Raw genomic sequence first — 21,177 nt, 5'->3', positions numbered from 1 at the left:
CTGGCGCGGTGACGATCTTCCTGCTGGTGCTCCTCGTGCTGCTGGTGGGTGCCGTGCTCGCGGGCATCGCCGGCTGGTTCGGCGGCCATATGGACGAGCCGACCACGACGACGCCCTACACCGGTCTGCCCGAGGGCCGACTCGCCGTCGAGGACGTGGAGTCCGTGCGCTTCGACCAGACCCTGCGCGGCTATCGGATGGGTCAGGTGGACGACGTGCTCGACCGTCTGGTCGCGGCCCTCGGAGAGCGGGACGACGAGATCGCCCGGCTGCGTGCCGATGCCTCCGCGCCGCACCCGCGGCGGGACTGAGAACGATGGCCGTCATCCGCATGACGCGCGACACGACCGCCTCCGCCGACGCCGTGTGGGCGGTCGCCTCGGACTGGTCGCGGCACGGGGACTACTTCCCGCTGACCCGGATGTCGGTCGGCGACGAGCCGGCCGGGGTGGGGCAGCACTTCACCGCGACCAGCCGGCTCGGTCCGCTGGCGATGCCCGACCCAATGGTGGTCACCGAGTGGGATCCGCCGCGGGACGGTGGGCCCGGATCGTTCGCCATCCGCAAACTGGGCAAGGTCCTCGCGGGCACGGTGTCCTTCACGGTGACGCCCACGTCGACCGGGTCGCAGCTGACGTGGGTGACCGACGTCCGGCCGGCGCCCGCATCGCTCGCCGCGGTCAGCAGACCGGTCAGCCGCCCGATCAGCCGGGCCCTCTACGCCGGAGTGCTGAAGAAGATCGTCGCGGCCGCGGAGTCGCAGTGACATCCGACGGGGTGGTCGTCGGAGAGGACGGATTGGCACGCTGTGCCTGGGGATCCAGCCCGGACTACCTCGTCTATCACGACACCGAATGGGGTGTCCCGGTGCGCGGCGAGCGCGCACTGCTGGAGCGGATAACCCTCGAGGCGTTCCAGTCCGGGCTGTCCTGGCTCACGATCCTGCGCAAGCGGGAGGGGTTCCGCGCTGCGTTCGCCGGTTTCGACCCGCAGGTCGTGGCGGCGTACGACGACGCGGACGTCGAGCGGCTGCTGCAGGACACCGCGATCGTGCGCAACCGCCGCAAGATCGAGGCGGCCCGCGCCAACGCCCGTGCCACCCTCGCGCTGCGCGAGCGCGGCGGTCTCGATGAGCTCTTCTGGTCGCACGCACCCGCTGTGCACACCCCGCCGGCCGGGCTCGCCGACGTCCGAGCGACCTCCCCGGAATCGGTGGCGCTGGCGAAGGAGCTGAAGACGGCGGGCTTCGCGCACGTCGGGCCCACCACGATGTATGCCGCGATGCAGGCCTGCGGGGTGGTCGATGACCACCTGCGTGACTGTCACCGGTCCGCGGCGAGCGCGTGACCGCTCTGTTGGCCCCCCGCGCCGTCGCACGCGCGCGCGCCGACTGGCGGATCCTGGCCGACCGTCGCCTGGTGCCGCTGGTAGTGCTCGGATATCTGGTCTGCCGGGCGTTCTCGGCCGTCCTGATGATCTGGCTGGCCCGTCATCAGCCGCCCGCCGGCGTTCCGGGCGGGGTCTCCGGCGGCCACGCGACGTACTGGGACGAGACCCGCATGTGGGACGGGCGGTGGTACCAGGAGATCGCCGCGCACGGGTACCCGCATCACCTGCCGGTCGGTCAGGACGGCAAGGTCGCGCAGAACGCCTGGGCGTTCCTGCCGCTCTACCCGCTCGCCGTGAAGTGCCTGATGCTCGTGACCGGAGCCTCGTTCGCGGTGGCCGGTTCTCTGCTGTCACTGGTGCTCGGCGGCGCCGCGGTGGCGGTGATGGCCGTGCTGCTGCGCGACCGGATCGGCGCGCCGGCCGCGATCGCCAGTGCGGTGGTCTTCAGTGCGCTGCCGCCGGCGATCGCCCTGCAGATGACCTACACCGAGTCGCTGGCACTGCTGGTGCTGATGGGCTTCCTGCTGGCGCTCGAGCGTGAGCAGTGGGTCGTGGCCGCCGTCCTCGCGCTCACCATGGGCCTGACCCGTCCCATCGCCGCGCCGATGGTGTTGGTCGTCCTGGCCGTGGCCGTCTCGAGGTGGCGCGAGCGGCGCATCCGGCCGGTGCGGGGCAGCGACTGGGTCGGCATGTCGGCGGTGGCGGCCGCGGGCGTCGTGGGGGCGCTGTTGTGGGCGCAGATCGCCGGTCGGGTGACCGGCGTCCGGTCGGCGTACTTCGACACCCAGGGCGCCTGGCGCGCTGACGGAGTCGTATTCTTCGTGCCCTGGGTGCGCAACTTCGAGTTGCTCTTCGGCCAGGTCGGGGCGGTCATCGTCCTCGTGGCGCTGCTCGCGACGTTCGTGGTGATGGTCACCGGGCCGTGGGCGCGCGCGCTCGGACCGGTGCTGCTGGGCTGGACCGTGGCGTACGCGGCGTACCTGGTCGCGACCGTCGACGTGTGGACCAGCACCTACCGCTACGCGATGTTCCTCTTCCCGCTGGTGCCCGTCACGCTCGGCGTCGGATGGGTGCGCCGCGAACGCCGCGTCCTCGTCCCGCTGCGGTGCGCGGTCTTCCTGCTGCTCTCGCTCGGCTGGCAGGTCTGGTGGGCCTGGACGCTGCTGCGTTTCGTGCCGCCGGTCGGCAACCCGATCTGAACCTCAGCGTCCCTCGAAGCGGGCCGGCGTCTTGGACAGGAACGCCTCGACCGCGGCCGCGTGGTCCTGCGAGGACCCCGTGCGCGCCATGAGTTCCGCCTCGTGTGCCAGGGACGCCTCCAGGTCGTGACCGGCCGAGTAGGCCAGAGCCTGCCGGATCGAGGCGTACGCCAGCGTCGGCCCGGCCGCCAGCTGCGCCGCGAACCGGGCGACGGTCTGTTCCAGCTCGGCCGCCGGCACGAGGCGGGTCACCAACCCCAGCTGCTGCGCCTCCTGCGCCGGGACGGTCCGGGGGAACATCAGCAGCTCGCGCGCCGCCGGGTAGCCGATCAACCGCGGCAACGTCCAGGACGACCCGGTGTCACTGGAGAGCCCGATGGCCGCGAACGAGGTGTTGAAGCCGGCGGTGTCCGCGACGATCCGCGCGTCGGCCGCGAACGCCATCGACGCACCCGCACCGGCGGCGATGCCGTTGACGGCGGCGATCACCGGCTTGTCCATGGTGAGCAGGAGGGTGGCGATCGGGTTGTAGTGCGACTCCACCGTCGAGGACAGCGGCTCGCCGCTGCGCAGCTGCGTGACGTGCTCCTTGAGGTCCTGCCCGACGCAGAACGCCTTGCCGGTGCCGGTGAGCACGACGGCACGCACCTGCGTGTCCGCCGCCAGCTCCTGCAGGTTGGACAGCAGCGACTCCTTGGTCGCGAGGTCCAGGGCGTTCATGGCCTCGGGCCGGTTCAGCCGGACGGTGGCGACGCCCTCGGTGTGCGTGACTACGACGGGGTGTTCGGCCTGCTCGGCGGCGGACGTCATCGGGGTCTCCTCGGGGAACGGGCGGGTGTGCGGGGCGCGGCGGATTTCCGCAACGCACCCGGTTCGGCGATAATAAGGCTCAATTGCGAGGCCGTTCCGGCCAGCAGATCGTTCGGAAAGCTGCGTGGCGGGTGGCGCGAAGGCGTCACGCCACCGAAGGGAGCACCATGGCGGCGATGAAGCCGCGGACCGGAGACGGCCCGCTCGAGGTCACCAAAGAGGGCCGCAGCATCCTGCTGCGCATGCCGCTCGAAGGCGGTGGCCGGCTGGTGGTGGAGATGAACGCCGAGGAGGCCGCCGCGCTCGGTGATGCGATCAAGGGCTGTATCGGCTGAGGCGACCCTCATCCGCGACGAAGACCTCACCCGCTCGGGTGGGGTCTTCGTTCTTGTGCGGGCCCCGGTCAGTCGGGGGTGACGACGGTCAGCAGGCCGTCGCCGACCGGCAGCAGCGCGACCCGCAACGTCGGGTCGTCGCGTAGCGACTTGCCGAGGTCGCGCACGATGGTGGTGGCCTCGTCGCGCGCCACCGGGTCGGCGACCTTGTCGTGCCACAGCATGTTGTCGATCGCCAGCACGCCGCCTGGGCGCAGCAGTCGCAGGGCCTGCTCGACGTACACGGGGTAGTCGGGCTTGTGACCGTCGACCAGCACCATGTCGTACGCCGAGTCGGTCAGCCGGGGGAGCACCGTGAGGGCGTTGCCGCAGATGATGCGCAGCCGGTGCGGCGCGACACCCGCCTCGGCGTAGGCCTCGCGGGCCGCGCTCTGGTGTTCGGCGCTGACGTCGATGGTCGTGAGGACCCCCCGTGCCGGCATCCCGGAGAGCAGCCACAGGCCGGAGACTCCCGCTCCCGTGCCCACCTCGACGACCGACGTGGCACGCGCCGCGGCGGCCAGGGTCTGCAACGCGGCTCCGGTGCCCGTGCCGATCGGGGTCGCGCCGAGCTTCTCTCCCCGCTCGCGGGCGCGGGCGGCGGCCTCGGGCTCGGTGACGAAGTCCTCGGCGTAGCTCCAGCTTGACGCGCGCATCTGCATGGGTGCAGTCTGCCGGGCCGCGGCGGCACATACCAATACGGCACCGATCTGCTCGGCCGCCGGGAGAACATTCCGGACCCGTCGTACGTTGAAGCGATATGCACCGCATCGAGGATGCCAAGCAACCGCACAGCCCACGCACAGCGGACCTGGCGAGGCTGAGGTCATGACGACCCAGCATGCCCCGTCGACGACCCGCACGATCGTGCCCGACGAGGCGCCACCGGGCTGGGTGCCGCCCACCTGGGAGGAGATCGTCACCGAGCACTCCGCGCGCGTCTACCGGCTGTCCTACCGCCTGACCGGGAACGTGCACGATGCCGAGGACCTCACCCACGACGTGTTCCTGCGCGTGTTCCGCTCGCTCGGCTCCTACCGTCCCGGCACGTTCGAGGGCTGGCTGCACCGCATCACCACCAACGTCTTCCTGGACAAGATGCGCCGCAAGCAGCGCATCCGCTTCGACGCCCTCTCCGACGAGTCCGCAGCGAGGCTCCCGAGCCGTGAGGGCAGTCCGGAGCAGACCTACGTCGACGCGCACTTCGACGACGACATCCAGCGGGCCCTGGACGCGCTCGCACCCGACTTCCGCGCGGCCGTGGTGCTGTGCGACATCGAGGGCCTGTCGTACGAGGAGATCGCCGCGACCCTGGACGTGAAGCTCGGCACGGTGCGATCGAGGATCCACCGCGGGCGTGCACAGCTGCGCGAGGCGCTGGCCCACCGGGCGCCCCGTCCGCAGACCACGTCCACGGCGCCTGCCACCCGCCCGGGTCTGAGCATGCCGGCGATGCCGGCGGGTTCCCTATGATCCGCGTGCGTGACGGGCACGACATGCACGATCAGGACGTTTTGTCCGACTACGTCGACGGGATGCTGGACCCTGAGCGGACCTGCGGCGTCGAGCGGCATCTATCGGTCTGCCTGCACTGCCGCGCCTTCGTGCAGGAGCAGCGCGAGGTCATCGCGCGGATGCGCAGCTTCACCCTGGGTCATCAGGGCCAGCACGACCTCGCGGCCGGGCTGATGCACATGGCGCGGGAGGTGCACCGGGAGTGCGCACCCATCCGGCCGCAGGGGCCGGCCACCCTGGCGATCTCCGCGCCCGCGCAGTACGCATCGGCACGGCGTTCCGTCGCGTGCGCCGTGTTCGCCGTGGCGGGATGCGTCGGCGCCGCGCTCGTCGCGGTCCAGGTGCCGGTGGGCACCACCGGCGGGACGCCGGGTCAGATGCAACGGGGAGGGTCCTCGGTCGTACGGCAGCTGCCCCGGGCCTCGAGCGGTTCCGGCACCGAGCCGGTGGCCGATCCTGTCGTGCGCGCGGCGATGGTGCGGTCCGGCGGCCACTGACCCGTGTCGTAGGCGACAATCGCCGGTATGACGCCGTTCGACCCGCCGAGCCCGGATCCCATGCCCGGCGGTGCACCCCATGGACCTCGACCACCGTTCCATGTGCCCGGGCCGCCGCCTGTCCCGCAGCCGACGTCGCCCCGCAAGGGCCGCGCGGGGCTGCTCGCCGGGGGCGCGCTGGTGCTCGCGCTCCTCGCCGGTGCGGTCGGTGGCGTCGGCGGCTCGCTCATCACCCACCACTACGACCGCACGGATACCGCGGACGTGGCGGGCGGTGAGCAGGTCAGCGCCATCGCCAAGCGGTCGCTGCCCAGCGTGGTCACCATCCAGATCGCCGACTCCACCGGCAAACCCGTCGGCACCGGGTCCGGTTTCGTGATCCGCTCCGACGGTTACATCGTCACCAACAACCACGTCGCGGAGGGCGCCGGCTCGACCGGCCGGCTGACCGTGCAGTTCTCCGACAACTCCACGGCGAGCGCCCGCATCATCGGTGCCGACGCGTCGTACGACCTGGCTGTCATCAAGGTCTCCCACGGCACCCTGCCCACCCTGCGGTACGGCGACTCCGACGCGCTCATCGTGGGGCAGTCGGTCATCGCGGTGGGCGCGCCGCTCGGGCTGACCGGCTCGGTCACCACCGGCATCGTGAGCGCGCTGAACAGGCCGGTCACCACCGGACAGTCGATGTCGGACGTGTCCTACCTCAACGCGGTGCAGACCGATGCCGCGATCAACCCCGGCAACTCCGGCGGCCCGCTGCTCGACATGCACGGGCGGGTCGTGGGCGTGAACTCGGCGATCGCCAGTACGGGGGGCAGCAGCGCGTCGGACGGCCAGCAGAGCGGCAACATCGGGGTGGGGTTCGCGATCCCGTCGGCACAGGTGCAGCGCACGGTGGACCAGCTGATCAGGACCGGCAAGGCGGAGCACCCCAGCATCGGGATCCAGGTCGACACGGACTACGACGGGACGGGAGTGCGCGTCGGGGGCGTGGATGCAGGCGGCCCGGCGCAGCGTGCCGGCGTGGCCACCGGCGACGTCATCACCGCGGTCGACGGGGTCAAGGTGGCCGGTCCGACCGCGTTCATCGTGGCTCTGCGCTCCAAGCCGATCGGCGCCACGGTGACCTTGACGATCGCGAGCAACGGCGGCAGCCGTAGTGTCGCAGTGCAGACCAGCGCATCGACCAACAACTGAGGCTCGCAGAAAGGATGGTGACATGTTCGGGATCACGTCGTGGAAACTGCTGATCCTGCTCGTCGCCGCCATGGTCCTGATCGGGCCGGAGCGGATGCCGGAGTACCTGGAGAAGCTGCGCACGTTCGTCCGGCAGGCCCGTGACATGGCCAACGGCGCCAAGGGCAACCTGAAGGACCAGCTCGGGCCGGACTTCGAGGACATCGACTGGCGCCAGTACGACCCTCGCCAGTACGACCCGCGCAAGATCATCCGCCAGGCGCTCTACGACGACGAGGACTCCGGCGAGCCGACCGAGGAGGCGCCCTACCTCGGCCACGACGGGATCGTCGCGCACGAGGACCACCGCCGGTGGGATCCGGACCGCGCCACGCCGTACGACGTCGACGCCACCTGAGGGCGCCCGGCAGCCCTCAATGCGTGGAGGGCTCCGTCTCGATCTCGGTGCGGTCACCGGACCACAACGTGTGGAACGTGCCCTTCTTGTCCACCCGCTGGTAGGTGTGCGCGCCGAAGAAGTCGCGCAGCCCCTGCACGAGCGCGGCCGGCAGCCGGTCGGAGGACAGCGCATCGTAGTAGGCGAGCGCAGAGGAGAAGCCCGGCGCCGGGATGCCCGAGGCGGCAGCGATGCCTACGATGCGCCGCCACGCCGCGTCACCCTCGGCGACCGCGTTCGCGAAGTAGGGGTCCTCGAGCAGGGTCTCCAGGTCGGGGTTCTTCTCGTACGCCTCGACGATCCGGTTGAGGAACTGGGCGCGGATGATGCAGCCGCCGCGCCAGATCTTCGCCATGTCGCCGAGGTCGATGTCCCAGTCGTACTCCCTGGCCCCGGCGATGATCAGGTCGAAACCCTGCGCGTAGGCGACCACCTTCGAGGCGTAGAGCGCGGCGCGCACGTCGTCCTCGAAGCCCTCACCGACCTCCTGGATCTGCGGCCGTGATGCCGCGGTCTTCCGGACGGCCGCCCGCTGGGTCGGCTTGGAGGAGACCGCGCGGGCGAAGACCGCCTCGCCGATACCGGACACCGGGATGCCGAGGCCGACGGCGTTCTGCACGGTCCACACGCCGGTGCCCTTGGAGCCGGCCTGGTCCTCGATGACGTCGACCAGTGGCTCGCCGGTGTCGGCGTCGGTCTGCTTCAGGACCTCCGCGGTGATCTCGATCAGGTAGGACTCCAGATCGCCGTCGTTCCAGTCGGTGAAGATCTGCGCGACCTCGCTCGTGGAGTGCCTGCCGACGCGCCGGAGCAGGTCGTACGCCTCGGCGATGAGCTGCATGTCGGCGTACTCGATGCCGTTGTGCACCATCTTCACGAAGTGCCCGGCGCCGTCGGTGCCGACATGGGTCACGCACGGCTCGCCCTCGGCGACGGCGGCGATGGATCGCAGGATCGGCCCGAGGGTCTCCCACGCCTCGGCGGAGCCGCCCGGCATGATCGACGGGCCGTGCAACGCGCCCTCCTCGCCGCCGGAGATGCCGGTGCCGACGAAGTTCAGGCCGCGTTCGCGCAGCTGCTTCTCGCGCCGGATGGTGTCCTGGAAGTTGGCGTTGCCGCCGTCCACGATGATGTCGCCCTCCTCGAAGAGGTCGGCGAGCTGGTCGATCACGGCGTCCGTGCCCGCGCCGGCCTGCACCATGATGATCGCCGTACGCGGCTTGGCCAGGGAGGCCGCGAAGTCCTCGATCGTCTCCGACGCCACGAAACCGGCGTCGGCGTGCTCGCGCACGAGATCGTCGGTGCGTGCCTGGGTGCGGTTGAAGACCGCGACGGTGTTGCCCTCCCGGGACGCCAGGTTGCGCGCCAGGTTCGATCCCATCACCGCGAGGCCGACGACCCCGATGTTGGCCTGCTGCTGGTGGTCGTCGCTCATGGCCGTTCCTCTCGAGTGCTGCACTGCGTCCTCTGCGCCCCGGTCGGGGTAGGAATCACTATCAGTGCGAACCCTGCCCGGAGGTCAAGCATTCCGCGAGCAGCAGCGGGACGGACTACCGCCCGGCGGGAGTCAGACCGAGGGAGCGCCCGGCGAGACCGCGCGAGCGACTTCCGAGGCCCGCCGCGATGCCGCGCAGAGCGACGGCAGCCGCGCTGTCGGGGTTGCGCAGCACGACCGGCAGACCCTCGTCGGCGCCCTCGCGCAGGTTGGTGTCCAGGGGCACCTGGCCGAGCAGTTCGACCGGCGCACCGATCGCGCGGCTGAGCGAGGCGGCGACCGCGGCGCCGCCGCCGCTGCCGAAGATCTCCTGACGGCTGCCGTCGGGCAGTTCCAGCCAGGACATGTTCTCGATGACGCCGGCGACGCGCTGGTGGGTCTGCAGCGCGATCGCCCCGGCTCGCTCGGCCACCTCGGCAGCCGCCTGCTGGGGGGTGGTGACCACGAGGATCTCGGAGTTGGGGATGAGCTGAGCGACCGAGATGGCGATGTCGCCGGTGCCCGGCGGCAGGTCGAGCAGCAGGATGTCGAGGTCACCCCAGAAGACGTCGGCCAGGAACTGCTGCAGCGCCCGGTGCAGCATCGGGCCGCGCCACACCACGGGCTGGTTGCCCGGCACGAACATCCCGATCGAGATGACCTTCACGTCGTGGCTGTCCGGGGGCAGGATCATGTCGTCGACCTGGGTGGGCTTGCGCTCCACACCCATCATCCGCGGCACCGAGAAGCCGTAGATGTCGGCGTCGACCACGGCCACCCGCAGGCCCTGCTTCGCGAGCGAGGCCGCCAGGTTGGTGGTGACGGAGGACTTTCCGACGCCGCCCTTGCCGGATGCCACCGCATACACGCGGGTCAGCGATCCGGGCTTGGCGAACGGGATCTCCCGCTCCTGGGCGCCCCCGCGCAGGTGGTCCTTGAGCGCGCCGCGCTGTTCGTCGTTCATCACGCCGAGGCGTACGTCGACGCCGGTCACACCCTCGACCGTCTGCACCGCCTGTGTGGTGTCGGTGGTGAGCTTGGCCTTCAGCGGGCAGCCGGAGATCGTGAGCAGGATGGTGACGGTGACGTGGCCGCTGTCGCTGACGTCCACGCTCTCGACCATGCCGAGCTCGGTGATGGGTCGGTGAATCTCCGGGTCCTGGACACGGGAGAGGGCATCACGAACGGCGTCGACCGTAGGGGTGGGCATGCCACAAGTGTAGAACCGCCCGATCGGGTCAGCCTTTGCTGGTGGGGGAGCCGGACGTCGACGGGCCCGTCTCGTCGGCGGCGCGCAGGTGGCCGCGCTCCTCCATCTCCTCCAGCAGCGAGCGCAGCTCGGACCGCACGAAGTCGCGGGTAGCCGTCTCGCGCATCGCGACCCGCAACGAGGCCACCTCACGGGTGAGGAACTCGGTGTCGGCGAGGCTGCGCGCGTTCTGGTTGCGGTCCTGCTCCAGCGCGACCCGGTCGCGGTCGTCCTGGCGGTTCTGCGCCAGGAGGATCAGCGGTGCGGCGTACGACGCCTGCAGGCTGAGGATGAGCGTGAGCAGGGTGTAGTTGAGCTTGCGCGGGTCGAACTGGAGCGAGTGGGGCAGGAACGTGTTCCAGGCCAGCCAGACGATGACGAAGACGCTCATCCAGATCAGGAACGTCGCGGTGCCCATGAACCGAGCGAACTGCTCGCTCAGGACCCCGAACCGGTCACCGTCGGGCCGGAACTTCGGCAGGAACCCCCGGCGGATCTCCTGGGGCTGGTCGATGCGGTCGCGCTCGCGCCGCTCGTGGGTCGCGCGGGAGCGTCCGCCGCGACGCTTGCGGCCGGTGTCGAGGTCGGTCATGACGCGCTCGCCGCGTCCGACCCGGATGCCTGCGTGTAGCGGCGGCCCTCGTGCCTGGCCTCCCGCCAGTCCTCGGGGAGGATGTGGTCGAGCACGTCGTCGACGGTGACGGCGCCGAGCAGTCGGCCCGCGTCGTCAACCACCGGCAGGCTCACCAGGTTGTACGTCGCGAGCGTGCGGGTCACGTGACCGAGGGGCGCGTCGTCGGCGACCGGCTCGACGGTCTTGTCGATGATCATCCCGACCGCGGACGCCGGCGGCTCGCGCAGCAGCCGCTGGGTGTGCACGACGCCGATGAACCGCCCGGTGGGGGTCTCCAGCGGCGGACGGCACACGAAGATCGAGGACGCCAGCGCGGGCGCGACCTCCTCGCGGCGCACGAGTGCCAGGGCCTCGGCGATGGTGGCCTCCGGGCCGAGGACCACGGGATCGGTGGTCATCAGACCGCCGGCGGTGTTCTCGTCGTACTCCATCAGGCGACGCAGCGGCTCGGCCTCGTCGGGCGCCATCCGCTGCAGCAGCTGCTCGGCCTGCGCGGGCGGCAGGTCGGCGAGCAGGTCGGCGGCGTCGTCGGGCTCCATCGCCTCCAGCACGTCGGCGGCACGCTCGACGTCCAGGCCGGTCATGATCTCGACCTGGTCGTCCTCGGGCAGCTCCTGCATGATGTCGGCGAGCTTGTCGTCGTCCAGCGCGGCGGCGACCTCGCCGCGGCGCTTGGGGGTGAGGTCGTGGATGACCTCGGCCAGGTCGGCGACGCGCAGGTCCTCGTAGGTCTCCAGGAGCCGCTCGGCGCTCTGCGCCTCAGGCTGACGGCGCAGGCCGGTGACGTCGCTGACGGGCACCAGCACCGTGGTGCCGCTGCGCCGCCGGGTGAGCCGGGACATCGCCTTCGAGGCGGCCGAGACGGGGATGGAGCGGCGCACGAAGACCTTGGTGGCCATCCAGTCGCGGCGGGCGTTCTGCTCGATCTCCAGGTCCTCCACCAGACCGGTGAAGACCTCGTCCTCGTCGCGCACGTTGACCTCGCGATCGAGCAGCTCCGCGAGCACGAGGGTCTCGTTCGTGCGCTGCTCGAAGCGGCGCATGTTGACCAGGCCCGTGGTGATGACGGCGCCCGCGTCGATGCTGGTGACCCGGGTCATGGGCACGAAGACCCGCCGCTTGCCGGGCACCTCGATGACCAGGCCGATGGCGCGCAGGGCACCCGTCGAGGCGAACACGACGACCACGTCGCGCACGCGCCCGACCTGATCCCCGAGGGGATCGAGGACCGTCAGGCCGGAGATGCGCGCGATGAACACGCGAGTCAGTGAACTCACGGTGGACAGGTTAGCCCTCGCGTCGCCGACGCTTTCCGAGGTGACCGGGCATCCGCCCGCGGGTGGTCGCAGTGGTCGGTGCGGGTTCGCGGGCGCCACTCGGTGCGTCGGGCGCGACCGGCGCGGGCGCGTCGAAATCCGGTCGCAGCGCCCAGACCGCGCCGTCCCGCGACCAGCGTGCGGCCGGATCGGCGTCGGGGGGGTTCAGCCGCGCCGGCCGCAGCGCCCCGACGGCCTCGTCCCACTCCTCGTCGCCGGGGTGGAGCCGGGTCGCTGACGCGGTGAATCTGCCGGCGTACTCACGGGTGTCCTTGGCGCGCAACGTGATCGACACGCTCGCCGGAAGGGCGGGCAGCTCCTGCTCACCCGGGCCCGACACGACGTACGCGACGTCGCCCAGCGGCGCGTACCAGACCGGCCAGTCCCGGCCGTCGACCTGCACCCAGCAGATGGCGGACTTGCCGAAGGCGGCGGGCGCGGCGGCCGTGACGGGCGTGACGGGCACTGTCATGCCGGGAGCGTAACGGTGCGACGTCGGCGGCTGCTGTTAGCGTCGAACGCATGAGCGACATCGACGAGCCGACCACCGAAGACCCGAACACCGACACCCAGCAGCCCGTCAGCGAGGAGCCCGGCACCGCCGGCGGCGACCCGCTCGCCGGTGTGCGCATCAGCGAGGAGGACGCGAAGGACGCCGTGCCCGGCGACACCGGGCCGGAGCTGCCCGGCGAGCCGGGCAACAACGCCGGTCACGCCTGAGGGACTAGGAGCGCTCGGCCCAGACGCGCGCGATCCAGTCCTCGACCTCGGCGCTGGCCCGGGGCATGGCCGCCGACAGGTTCTCGTGGCCGGTGGCCGTGACCAGCACGTCGTCCTCGATGCGCACGCCGATCCCGCGCAGCTCCGGCGGGATCAGCTCGTCGTCGGCCTTGAAGTACAGGCCGGGCTCGACGGTCACGATCATGCCGGGGGTCAGCCTGCCCTGCATGTAGTCCTCGTCGCGGGCCCGCGCGCAGTCGTGCACGTCCAGGCCCAGGTGATGGCTGGTGCCGTGCACCATCCAGCGGCGGTGGTACTGGCCGTTCTCCTTGTCCAGGGTCGCCTCGACGTCGACGCCGTCCGGAAGCAGCCCCCAGTCGAAGAGCGTCTGGGCGATGACCCGGATCGCCGCCGCGTGGATGTCGGCGAACGTGGCTCCGGGTCGTACGGCGGCCAGCCCCGCCTCCTGCGCGGCGTAGACCGCGTCGTAGACCTTGCGCTGGGCGTCGGAGAAGCGGCCGGTCACGGGGAAGGTGCGGGTGATGTCGGCGGTGTAGAGCGCGTCGACCTCGACGCCGGCATCCAGCAGCAGCAGGTCGCCCTCCTTGATCTCACCGGTGTTGCGGATCCAGTGCAGGGTCGTCGCGTGGTCGCCGGCGGCGCAGATCGAGTCATACCCCACGCCGTTGCCCTCGTGACGCGCGGTGAGCCCGAAGACACCCTCCACCCAGCGCTCGCCCCGCCCACGGCGTACGGCGTCCGGAAGGTCGGCGATCACGGACTCGAAACCGCGGGCGGTCGCGCTGACGGCGGCGCGCATCTGGTCGATCTCGAAGTCGTCCTTGACCAGACGCTGGGTGGACAGCACCCGGGCCAGTTCGTCGTCCAGCTCGTGCCGGTCGCGGTCGTCGTCGTCGCCGGCCTGCTGCTGGGTCTGCACGGTCTGCGCACGGATCTCGTCGATCAGCGCGGTGACCTCCGCGTCGGCGTCGCGCACCACCCGCACGGTCACCTCGCCGGCGTCCTTGGACACCGCGTCCTTGAGCTCGTCGATGTGCCGTGCGCCGATGCCGAGCTCGGATTCCACGTCCTCCAGTCGAGGGCGGGCACCCACCCAGAACTCGCCGTAGCGGGAGTCGCCGAAGAACTCCTCGGTGTCGCGGCCGGCGAGCGGGCGGAAGTAGATCGTCGCCTCGTGGCCGCCGTCCTCGGTCGGCTCCAGCACGAGCACCGCGTCGGGCTCGCGGTCGCTGCCGAGGCCGGTCTGGTGCGCGAACGCGGTGTGTGGCCGGAAGACGTAGTCGCAGTCGTTGCTGCGGACCTTCAGCCCTCCGGCGGGGATGACGAGTCGCTCGCCTGGGAACCGGGCTCCGAGTGCGTCGCGGCGCGCACCGGTGTGGTCGGCCACGGGCTCGCGCGGGGTGGGTTGATCCGGGCGCGGTGCCCACCCGGAGGCCACGAACGAACGGAACTGCGCGCTCGTGGGTTTGCTGCGATGTTCGGCCGCCGGCTGCTTCTCACTCATACCGGCATCGTCGCACCGGCTAGGAACGACTCCAAGCCCAGCTACCGAAGATGCCCGTCTGCGCGGCGGTCGCGGCGGCCGCGTCGGGTGCCGAGGAGGTCATCGTGGTGATGTAGATCGCCGACCCTTGCTGGACGAAGTACTGCCGTTCGCTGATCTGCTTGTCCTGCACCGTCCGGGTGGCGGTCAGCCCCTGGCCCTCGATGCCGCCGACCGTCGTGGGGGAGGCGGCCGTCACGGCGTACCCGCCCTGCTGCAGGCTCGCCTGGCTCTGTGCGACGACGTCGGCCAGAGCCACCCCGGGCGGCGCCTGCTGGCGCAGCACGCTGAAGTTGGTGCGCACCCCGTGCGTGGCGGTGGGCGCCTGCACGAAGATCACCACCCCGGACGCGGAACTCTTGACCGGCTTCCACCCGATCGGGAGCACGACCGAGAAGGACTTGTCCGCGCTGACGGTGCTGCCGGCGTACGCGCTGGTGCTGGAGGAGGCGGTCGTGCCCCCGAGGGGGACCGAGGAGGTCGGGTAGGACGGCGTCTGCGGCGTCGTGCTTCCGCTGGAGCCGCAGGCCGCGACGGAGCAGGTGGCAAGAAGGATGAGGAGGGGCGCCAGGCGCGCACGAGCGGTCGGCATGGCGGTCACCCTAGATCTCGCGCCGGTGGCTCGAAGTGGGCGGCACTGCGCCTGCTCCACATGAGGACCGTCACCGCCACGGCCACCGCGAGCTGCGCCAGGTCCACCAGCACCCCGAGCACGGGGGTGCCGCCCTGGGTGATCGTGCCGTAGACCTTGAGGACGCACAGCACCGCCAGCACCGTGCCGAAGAGGCGGGCCCTGCGCGAGCCGTGCCGGATGCCCCAGGCCAACGCCAGCCACAGGATCGCGCTGAGGATCGCGGCGCAGACCATGAACGAGACGGTGAAGCCGGCGGCGTCGCTGATGTCGTGGGCGCCGAGCCGGCGGCCTCCGGTGTGCGCGTTGTGCCGCTCGAGGGAGGCGCGGATGTCGTCGCGCGCGTGCAGCTCCACCAACGCGGCGAGCACGCTGAGGACGGCTCCGGCGTACATCAGGCGCACGGTCTGGTGCACGCTCGGCGGCGTGACCTGGCGGCGGATGGGGATCGTGACCTCGGACCCGGCGGGCGCGCCGGGGGTGGGTGCGGGCGGTGAGGTCATCGCTCCAGTCTGACAAAGACGGGCAACTGCTCTGTGCATGACCGAAGGCGTGTCGGCGGGTCTCGATAGGGTCGAAGGTGTGCGCATCGACCTCCACACCCACTCCACCGAGAGCGACGGCACGGAGGCGCCTCAGCAGGTGATGGCCGCGGCCGCGGTCGCCGGGTTGGACGTCGTCGCGCTCACCGACCACGACACCACCAGTGGCTGGCAGCAGGCGGCGTCGGCGGTGCACGAGCAGGGGGTGGCCCTGGTCCGCGGTATCGAGATCTCCTGCTCGGTCGGCGGCATCAGCGTGCATCTGCTGGGCTACCTGATCGATCCGAGCAGTGAGCCGCTCACGCGTGAGCTGGACCACGCCCGCGACTCCCGCGAGCACCGCGCGCGCCGGATGGTCGACCTGCTCACCCCGGACACCGGTCTCACCTGGGAGCAGGTGCGTGCCCAGGCCGCGCCCGGCGCGACGCTGGGGCGCCCGCACATCGCCGACGCCATGGTCGTCGCCGGTGTGGTCGCCGACCGCAACGAGGCCTTTGCGACCTACCTGGCGTCGAGTGGGAAGTATCACGTGTCGCACTACGCGCCGCACCCCGCCCGTACGGTCGAGCTCGTGCGCGCAGCCGGTGGTGTGCCTGTGATGGCCCATCCGCTGGCCCATCAGCGCGGCCGGGTGGTGGACGAGAGCGTCATCCGCGAGATGGCCGACGCCGGCCTGGGCGGCATCGAGGTCTTCCACCGCGATCATGACGACGCCTCGCGCCGTCGCGCGGGGGAGTTGGCGAGCGAGCTGGGGCTCTTCGTCACCGGCTCCAGCGACTACCACGGCAGCGGCAAGGACAACCGGCTCGGCGAGAACACCACGACGCCGCAGGTGCTCGAGACGATCGCGGCACAGGCGACCTCCCCGACCGGGATCCTGTGGCCATGAGCGGATCCGAGACGCCGACGCAGACCGAGATCCCCGGCCTTCCCGCGCGGCTCTACTCCGCGAGCCCGAGCAAGCTGTCGATGTGGCTGGACTGCCCGCGCGCCTACCGGATGCGCTACCTGGACCGGCCCTCTCCGCCCGGTCGTGCACAGCGTGCGCACACCTCGGTCGGCCTGGTCGTGCACAACGTGCTACGGGACTTCTGGGACCTGCCCGAGCATGCCCGCACCCCGGACGCCGTGCGGGAACTGGTGCGCACCAGTTGGATCGACGTGGGGTTCCGCGACGCCGAGCAGTCGGCGCGCTGGCGTGCGCGGATCACGGACGAGGTGCTGGACTACCTGCGCGAGAGCGATCGCAGCACCCAGCCCGCGGGGATCGAGCGCACGGTGGGGCTGAAGACCGCCACCTTGGCGCTCACCGGTCGGATCGACCGGCTGGACGACCGTGACGGCGAGCTGGTGGTCGTCGACTACAAGACCTCGCGGCGGCCGCTCGGGCGCGACGACGCGCGGACGTCGTTGGCGCTGGCGTTCTACGCGCAGGCAGTGGCGCGGCTCTTCCGACGCGCGTGCACCCGCGTCGAACCGCACCACGTGCCGACTCGCGAGGTCGTGGCTCACGAGCACACGCCGGAGTCGCTGGAACGCAAGGCCGCCGAGGCGGAGTCCATCGGGCGCGACCTGCGAGCGGCCGACGCGTCGTACGCCAAGCTGGGCGTCGAATCGCCCGTGTTCGCGCCCCGCCCGTCGGCGCTGTGCCGGTGGTGCGACTACCGCCGGCACTGCCCGGAGGGCCAGCTCATGGGTCCGGAACAGCAGTCCTGGGCCGCACTCGAACCGTAGGAGTGACAAGGCTCACCTGATTGGCGTGAGACCCCCGCGCGGTCGTAACGTCGGTGATATGACAACAACTCCTGCCCTGTCCGTCGCGTCGCCCAGCGGCTCGTTCGAGGCCGGCCCCGTCGAGCTTCGCGCGCTGCGCGACGACGACGTCCGCATCGACGTGAAGTTCGCCGGTATCTGCCACAGCGACATCCACCAGGTCCGTGAGGAGTGGGGCACCGCCATCTTCCCGATGGTGCCCGGCCACGAGATCGCGGGCGTCGTCGCCGAGGTCGGTGACGCCGTGACCCGCGTCAAGGTCGGCGACCACGTCGGCGTCGGCTGCATGGTCGACTCCTGCGGTGAGTGCGAGTTCTGCAAGGAGGGCTACGAGCAGCACTGCGTCAAGGGCGCCGTGATGACCTACAACGGCACCGGCTACGACGGTGAGAAGACCAAGGGCGGCTACGCCCAGGGCGTCGTCGTCTCCGAGCGCTTCGTCCTCACCATCCCCGAGGGCCTGGGTCTCGACGTCGCCGCGCCGCTGCTGTGCGCCGGCATCACGACGTACTCCCCGCTGCGCCGTTGGGGCGCCGCTCCTGGCACCAAGGTCGCCGTCATCGGCATGGGCGGCCTCGGCCACATGGGCGTCAAGATCGCGGCCGCCATGGGCGCCGAGGTGACCGTGCTGTCGCGCACCACCGACAAGGCCGACGACTCGGTCAAGCTCGGCGCGACCAAGCACCTCGCCACCAAGGACGGGAAGGTCTTCGAGGACCTCAAGGGCTACTTCGACATCATCCTCAACACGGTGAGCGCCGATCTGCCCATGGAGGACTACGTGGGGCTGCTGAAGGCCCGTGGCGTGCTCGTCTCGGTGGGCCTGCCGCCCAAGAAGTACGAGATCGCACCGGGTCTGCTGATCGGCAGCAGCAAGGTGGTCGCCGGGTCCAACATCGGCGGCATCCCCGAGACCCAGGAAATGCTCGACTTCTGCGCCAAGCACGACTTCGGCGCGACCGTGGAGGTCATCGGTGCCGACGAGGTCGACGCGGCCTACGACAAGGTCGTGGACGGCAAGGTGCGCTACCGCTACGTGATCGACACCAGCACCATCTCCGCCTGATTCTGCTCAGGCTCTGACACGAACAGGGTCGCGGCGCGCTCCATCGAGCGCGCCGCGACCCTGTTCGTCGTGGGTGCGGGCTCAGGCGAAGGCGTCGACCCCGGTCAGCTCTGCCGACAGCTGCCACAGGCGCTGCGCCTGCTCCGGGTCGTGCGCCCACGGCTTGACGCCCACACGCCGTTCACCGTCGGCCATCGGCGCGATGTCGCAGTCCTCGCAGTAGACGCCGCCATGGTCATCGAGCTTGGCTGACGTGGCGGCCCAGATCTGAGTGGCTGCGCCCTGCTCGGTCGTCTTGAAGACATCGCTCGGCGTCCCGTGCTCGTCGATCCAGCCCATCGCGATCTGCTCCTGCTTCGGCAGGTGCCGCTGCAGCGGCGTGAGGATCCCGCCCGGGTGCAGTGAGTACGCGTGGATGCCGCGGTCCGCGCCGAGACGGTCCAGCTCGAGGGCGAAGAGCGCGTTCGCGGTCTTGGACTGCCCGTAGGCGTCCCACTTGTCGTAACCGCCCGCGAACCACATGTCGTCCCAACGGATCCCGCTGCGGTGGTGGCCGACCGAGGACACGCTGACCACTCGGGCGCCGTCGGCCAGGTGCGGCCACAGCCGATTCACCAGGGCGAAGTGACCGAGGTGGTTGGTCGCGAACTGGCTCTCCCAGCCGTCACCGACCAGTTGGTAGGGCGATGCCATCACGCCCGCTCCGGCGATCACGATGTCGAACGGATCGCCTTGCGCAGCAAGACCTTCGGCCGCCGCGCGCACGCTCTGAAGATCACTGAGATCGAGCGGCACGACCTGTACGTCGGGGACGTCGGCCAGCGCCTCGCGCGCCTCGTCCACCCGCCGGGCGGGTACGACCACCTGTGCCCCGGCAGCGTCGAGCGCGCGGACGCCCTCGATGCCTATGCCGGAGTAACCGCCGGTCACGAGGGCACGCCGACCGTGCAGGTCGACGCCCTCGAGGACCTGAGCCGCTGTCGAGTCCGCGCCGAATCCGCTGCCGAGTGGAGTCTGTGTCGAGGTCATGCCACGACGCTACGCCGGTCCGGCGGCACCGGGCTCAGGAGCCTTGCGGCGACCCGCCACGGGTACGACGGCGGTTGCGCGAACGTGCCGGACGGTCACCCGAGGCGGCCGGTGCGCTGCCCTGACCTCCGCCGGTGCGGTCTCCACCGCGCTGGCCGTCGCGTCCGCCGCGGTCGCCGCGTGAGCGGTCGTTGCCGCCGCGGGACGGTGCCCGGTGCGCCTTGCCGGTCTCGCCGAGGTCCTCGAGGACCTCGGCGTCCAGCCCGGCGCGGGTGCGCTCGGAGCGGGGCAGCCTGCCGGTGGCCGTGGTAGGGATGTCCAGGTCGGAGTACAGCTCCGGGGAGGAGGAGTAGGTCTCCGCGGGGTCGGGGATGCCCAGGTCGAGAGCCTTGTTGATCAGGCCCCAGCGCGGGAGGTCGTCCCAGTCCACGAAGGTGACCGCGACACCGGTGTTGCCCGCACGACCGGTGCGGCCGGTGCGGTGCAGGTAGGTCTTCTCGTCCTCGGGGCACTGGTAGTTGACGACGTGCGTCACGTGTTCGACGTCGATGCCGCGGGCCGCGACGTCGGTCGCCACCAGGATGTCGATCTTGCCGGCACGGAACGCGCGCAGCGCCTGCTCGCGGGCACCCTGTCCCAGGTCGCCGTGCAGCGACGCCGAGGCGAAACCGCGCTCGCGCAGGTCATCGGCCACCTTGGCGGCGGTGCGCTTGGTACGGCTGAAGACGATGGTCAGGCCGCGTTCGCGTGCCTGCAGGATGCGCGCCAGCATCTCCACCTTGTCCATGGCGTGCGCGCGGTAGACGAACTGCTCGATCGCGGCGACGGTGTGCCCGGAGTCGCCCTCTTCGTTGATCGCGCGGATGTGGGTGGGCTGGGTCATGTAGCGACGCGCGAGGGCCACGACTGCTCCGGGCATCGTCGCGGAGAAGAGCATCGTCTGGCGCGACGCGGGGGTCATCGCCAGAAGCTTCTCCACGTCGGGCAGGAACCCCAGGTCGAGCATCTCGTCGGCCTCGTCGAGGACGACGGTTTGGACGTAGGACAGGTCGAGGTGGCCCTGGCCGGCCAGGTCGATGAGGCGGCCGGGGGTGCCCACGACGACCTCGACACCGGCGCGCAACGCCTCGAGCTGCGGCTCGAACGCACGGCCACCGTAGATCGCGGTCACGCGGATGCCCCGCAGCGAGGCAGCGGTCTTGATGTCGCCCATCACCTGATTGGCGAGCTCACGCGTCGGCGCGACGACGAGGGCCTGGGGCTTGCCCGGCGCCGGGCGGTCGTCGTACCCGGGGTCGGTGGGGGAGACGATGCGGTGCAGCAGCGGCACCCCGAAACCGAGCGTCTTGCCGGTGCCGGTCTTGGCCTGGCCGATGATGTCGTGGCCGCCGAGAGCGACCGGCAGGGTCATGGCCTGGATCGGGAACGGTGCGTGGATACCTGAATCGGCCAGCGCCTGCACGATCAGCGGGTGCACCCCGAAGTCGGAGAAGCTGGGCGGGGTCACGGGACCAGCGGCCTCGGGCACGTAGGTGCCCACGTCGTCGCCGTCGTCGTCGGGCAGGGTGATGTGGTCGGGCTGGGTCGTCATGATGACGCGATTCCTTATCGAACGGCCCCACGCGTGCGGACGCAGGGTCGCGCCACGGTGAGTGGTTGGGGGAGCCGATCGGGGGATGTCGCTGCCGGCGCGCGTGCGCTGGCGAAGTTGATGTCGAACGTGTCGTATGCCGACCGGGCACCTCTTGACAACCTGCAG

At 71.0% G+C, this 21,177-nt stretch carries 25 protein-coding genes; 13 read left to right on the top strand and 12 right to left on the bottom strand.

Going from position 1 to position 21,177, the window contains the following annotated elements; all coding sequences use genetic code 11:
- Nucleotides 1-8: 8 nt before the first annotated feature.
- From JOB34_RS03385 to JOB34_RS03375, 4 genes are read left to right on the top strand one after another with little or no spacing between them, the layout of a single operon-like run.
- Nucleotides 9-311 carry a DivIVA domain-containing protein gene (locus tag JOB34_RS03385; protein WP_208051386.1) on the top strand — a complete coding sequence of 101 codons (303 nt, stop codon included), beginning with the start codon at nt 9-11 and terminating at the stop codon, nt 309-311.
- Between the two features lie 20 nt (nt 312-331).
- A complete protein-coding gene (locus tag JOB34_RS17365; protein ID WP_243757535.1) occupies nt 332-766 on the top strand; it encodes an SRPBCC family protein in 435 nt (144 codons plus the stop codon).
- On the top strand, nt 763-1,347 hold the full coding sequence (locus JOB34_RS17360) for a DNA-3-methyladenine glycosylase I (protein ID WP_347813697.1): 585 nt from the start codon (nt 763-765) through the stop codon (nt 1,345-1,347). The genes JOB34_RS17365 and JOB34_RS17360 overlap by 4 nt, the downstream gene beginning before the upstream one ends.
- Nucleotides 1,344-2,588 carry a hypothetical protein gene (locus JOB34_RS03375; RefSeq protein ID WP_208051385.1) on the top strand — a complete coding sequence of 415 codons (1,245 nt, stop codon included), beginning with the start codon at nt 1,344-1,346 and terminating at the stop codon, nt 2,586-2,588. Before JOB34_RS17360 ends, JOB34_RS03375 begins: the two co-directional genes overlap by 4 nt.
- Nucleotides 2,589-2,591: 3 nt before the next feature.
- Here the strand turns inward: JOB34_RS03375 and JOB34_RS03370 are convergent, their stop codons facing one another.
- Nucleotides 2,592-3,398: an enoyl-CoA hydratase-related protein gene (locus tag JOB34_RS03370; protein ID WP_208051384.1), complete on the bottom strand. Its 807-nt coding sequence runs from the start codon at nt 3,396-3,398 to the stop codon at nt 2,592-2,594.
- 167 nt (nt 3,399-3,565) lie between these two features.
- On the opposite strand from JOB34_RS03370, the gene JOB34_RS03365 reads away from it, so the two are divergent.
- On the top strand, nt 3,566-3,733 hold the full coding sequence (locus tag JOB34_RS03365; protein ID WP_083450321.1) for a DUF3117 domain-containing protein: 168 nt from the start codon (nt 3,566-3,568) through the stop codon (nt 3,731-3,733).
- 68 nt (nt 3,734-3,801) lie between these two features.
- Here JOB34_RS03365 and JOB34_RS03360 read toward each other — a convergent pair whose 3' ends face one another.
- Nucleotides 3,802-4,428: an O-methyltransferase gene (locus JOB34_RS03360; protein ID WP_208051410.1), complete on the bottom strand. Its 627-nt coding sequence runs from the start codon at nt 4,426-4,428 to the stop codon at nt 3,802-3,804.
- A gap of 172 nt (nt 4,429-4,600) precedes the next feature.
- On the opposite strand from JOB34_RS03360, the gene sigE reads away from it, so the two are divergent.
- Genes sigE through JOB34_RS03340 form a run of 4 tightly spaced genes read left to right on the top strand, consistent with a single transcriptional unit; the run spans nt 4,601 to nt 7,381 of the window.
- Nucleotides 4,601-5,245, top strand: coding sequence for an RNA polymerase sigma factor SigE (sigE, locus tag JOB34_RS03355; protein ID WP_208051383.1), 645 nt, complete (start codon nt 4,601-4,603; stop codon nt 5,243-5,245).
- A gap of 23 nt (nt 5,246-5,268) precedes the next feature.
- Complete coding sequence (locus tag JOB34_RS03350) at nt 5,269-5,784, top strand: zf-HC2 domain-containing protein (protein ID WP_208051382.1); 516 nt, start codon at nt 5,269-5,271, stop codon at nt 5,782-5,784.
- 27 nt (nt 5,785-5,811) lie between these two features.
- Complete coding sequence (locus JOB34_RS03345; protein WP_243757534.1) at nt 5,812-6,984, top strand: trypsin-like peptidase domain-containing protein; 1,173 nt, start codon at nt 5,812-5,814, stop codon at nt 6,982-6,984.
- Between the two features lie 22 nt (nt 6,985-7,006).
- Nucleotides 7,007-7,381: a preprotein translocase subunit TatA gene (locus JOB34_RS03340; protein ID WP_208051381.1), complete on the top strand. Its 375-nt coding sequence runs from the start codon at nt 7,007-7,009 to the stop codon at nt 7,379-7,381.
- A 16-nt stretch (nt 7,382-7,397) separates the two neighbouring features.
- Here JOB34_RS03340 and gndA read toward each other — a convergent pair whose 3' ends face one another.
- The 5 genes from gndA to JOB34_RS03315 all read right to left on the bottom strand — a co-directional run bounded on the left by gndA (nt 7,398) and on the right by JOB34_RS03315 (nt 12,565).
- Complete coding sequence (gndA, locus tag JOB34_RS03335; protein ID WP_208051380.1) at nt 7,398-8,855, bottom strand: NADP-dependent phosphogluconate dehydrogenase; 1,458 nt, start codon at nt 8,853-8,855, stop codon at nt 7,398-7,400.
- A 115-nt stretch (nt 8,856-8,970) separates the two neighbouring features.
- Nucleotides 8,971-10,104, bottom strand: a complete 1,134-nt coding sequence (locus JOB34_RS03330; protein ID WP_179479311.1) for a P-loop NTPase — start codon at nt 10,102-10,104, stop codon at nt 8,971-8,973.
- 28 nt (nt 10,105-10,132) lie between these two features.
- Nucleotides 10,133-10,735 carry a DUF1003 domain-containing protein gene (locus tag JOB34_RS03325; protein WP_208051379.1) on the bottom strand — a complete coding sequence of 201 codons (603 nt, stop codon included), beginning with the start codon at nt 10,733-10,735 and terminating at the stop codon, nt 10,133-10,135.
- Nucleotides 10,732-12,054: a CBS domain-containing protein gene (locus JOB34_RS03320; RefSeq protein ID WP_208051378.1), complete on the bottom strand. Its 1,323-nt coding sequence runs from the start codon at nt 12,052-12,054 to the stop codon at nt 10,732-10,734. The genes JOB34_RS03325 and JOB34_RS03320 overlap by 4 nt, the downstream gene beginning before the upstream one ends.
- A 10-nt stretch (nt 12,055-12,064) precedes the next feature.
- Nucleotides 12,065-12,565 (bottom strand): hypothetical protein, encoded by a 501-nt coding sequence (locus tag JOB34_RS03315; RefSeq protein WP_208051377.1) that lies wholly within the window; start codon nt 12,563-12,565, stop codon nt 12,065-12,067.
- Between the two features lie 50 nt (nt 12,566-12,615).
- Here JOB34_RS03315 and JOB34_RS03310 point away from each other — a divergent pair, with 50 nt between their 5' ends.
- On the top strand, nt 12,616-12,813 hold the full coding sequence (locus JOB34_RS03310) for a hypothetical protein (RefSeq protein WP_208051376.1): 198 nt from the start codon (nt 12,616-12,618) through the stop codon (nt 12,811-12,813).
- 4 nt (nt 12,814-12,817) lie between these two features.
- Here the strand turns inward: JOB34_RS03310 and JOB34_RS03305 are convergent, their stop codons facing one another.
- Genes JOB34_RS03305 through JOB34_RS03295 form a run of 3 tightly spaced genes read right to left on the bottom strand, consistent with a single transcriptional unit; the run spans nt 12,818 to nt 15,511 of the window.
- Nucleotides 12,818-14,338, bottom strand: a complete 1,521-nt coding sequence (locus JOB34_RS03305; RefSeq protein WP_208051375.1) for an aminopeptidase P family protein — start codon at nt 14,336-14,338, stop codon at nt 12,818-12,820.
- Between the two features lie 19 nt (nt 14,339-14,357).
- Nucleotides 14,358-14,969, bottom strand: coding sequence for a DcrB-related protein (locus JOB34_RS03300; protein WP_208051374.1), 612 nt, complete (start codon nt 14,967-14,969; stop codon nt 14,358-14,360).
- 5 nt (nt 14,970-14,974) lie between these two features.
- Entirely contained in the window at nt 14,975-15,511 is a 537-nt protein-coding gene (locus tag JOB34_RS03295; protein WP_208051373.1) for a hypothetical protein, read from the bottom strand.
- A gap of 79 nt (nt 15,512-15,590) precedes the next feature.
- Here JOB34_RS03295 and JOB34_RS03290 point away from each other — a divergent pair, with 79 nt between their 5' ends.
- The 3 genes from JOB34_RS03290 to JOB34_RS03280 are packed head-to-tail and all read left to right on the top strand — an operon-like array spanning nt 15,591 to nt 18,389.
- On the top strand, nt 15,591-16,439 hold the full coding sequence (locus JOB34_RS03290; protein ID WP_208051372.1) for a PHP domain-containing protein: 849 nt from the start codon (nt 15,591-15,593) through the stop codon (nt 16,437-16,439).
- Entirely contained in the window at nt 16,436-17,284 is an 849-nt protein-coding gene (locus JOB34_RS03285) for a PD-(D/E)XK nuclease family protein (RefSeq protein ID WP_208051371.1), read from the top strand. The genes JOB34_RS03290 and JOB34_RS03285 overlap by 4 nt, the downstream gene beginning before the upstream one ends.
- A 58-nt stretch (nt 17,285-17,342) precedes the next feature.
- On the top strand, nt 17,343-18,389 hold the full coding sequence (locus JOB34_RS03280) for an NAD(P)-dependent alcohol dehydrogenase (RefSeq protein ID WP_179479330.1): 1,047 nt from the start codon (nt 17,343-17,345) through the stop codon (nt 18,387-18,389).
- A gap of 81 nt (nt 18,390-18,470) precedes the next feature.
- Here the strand turns inward: JOB34_RS03280 and JOB34_RS03275 are convergent, their stop codons facing one another.
- Both JOB34_RS03275 and JOB34_RS03270 read right to left on the bottom strand, forming a co-directional pair.
- Entirely contained in the window at nt 18,471-19,418 is a 948-nt protein-coding gene (locus JOB34_RS03275; RefSeq protein WP_208051370.1) for an SDR family NAD(P)-dependent oxidoreductase, read from the bottom strand.
- Between the two features lie 34 nt (nt 19,419-19,452).
- Complete coding sequence (locus JOB34_RS03270; RefSeq protein WP_208051369.1) at nt 19,453-21,009, bottom strand: DEAD/DEAH box helicase; 1,557 nt, start codon at nt 21,007-21,009, stop codon at nt 19,453-19,455.
- Nucleotides 21,010-21,177: the final 168 nt, after the last annotated feature.

Origin of the sequence: Allobranchiibius sp. GilTou38, assembly GCF_017565325.1 — a bacterium.
In the GTDB taxonomy this organism is placed as follows: Bacteria; Actinomycetota; Actinomycetes; order Actinomycetales; family Dermatophilaceae; genus Allobranchiibius; species Allobranchiibius huperziae.
Note: the sequence above shows the minus strand (reverse complement) of the source record. Positions and strands in the feature narration are given on the sequence as shown.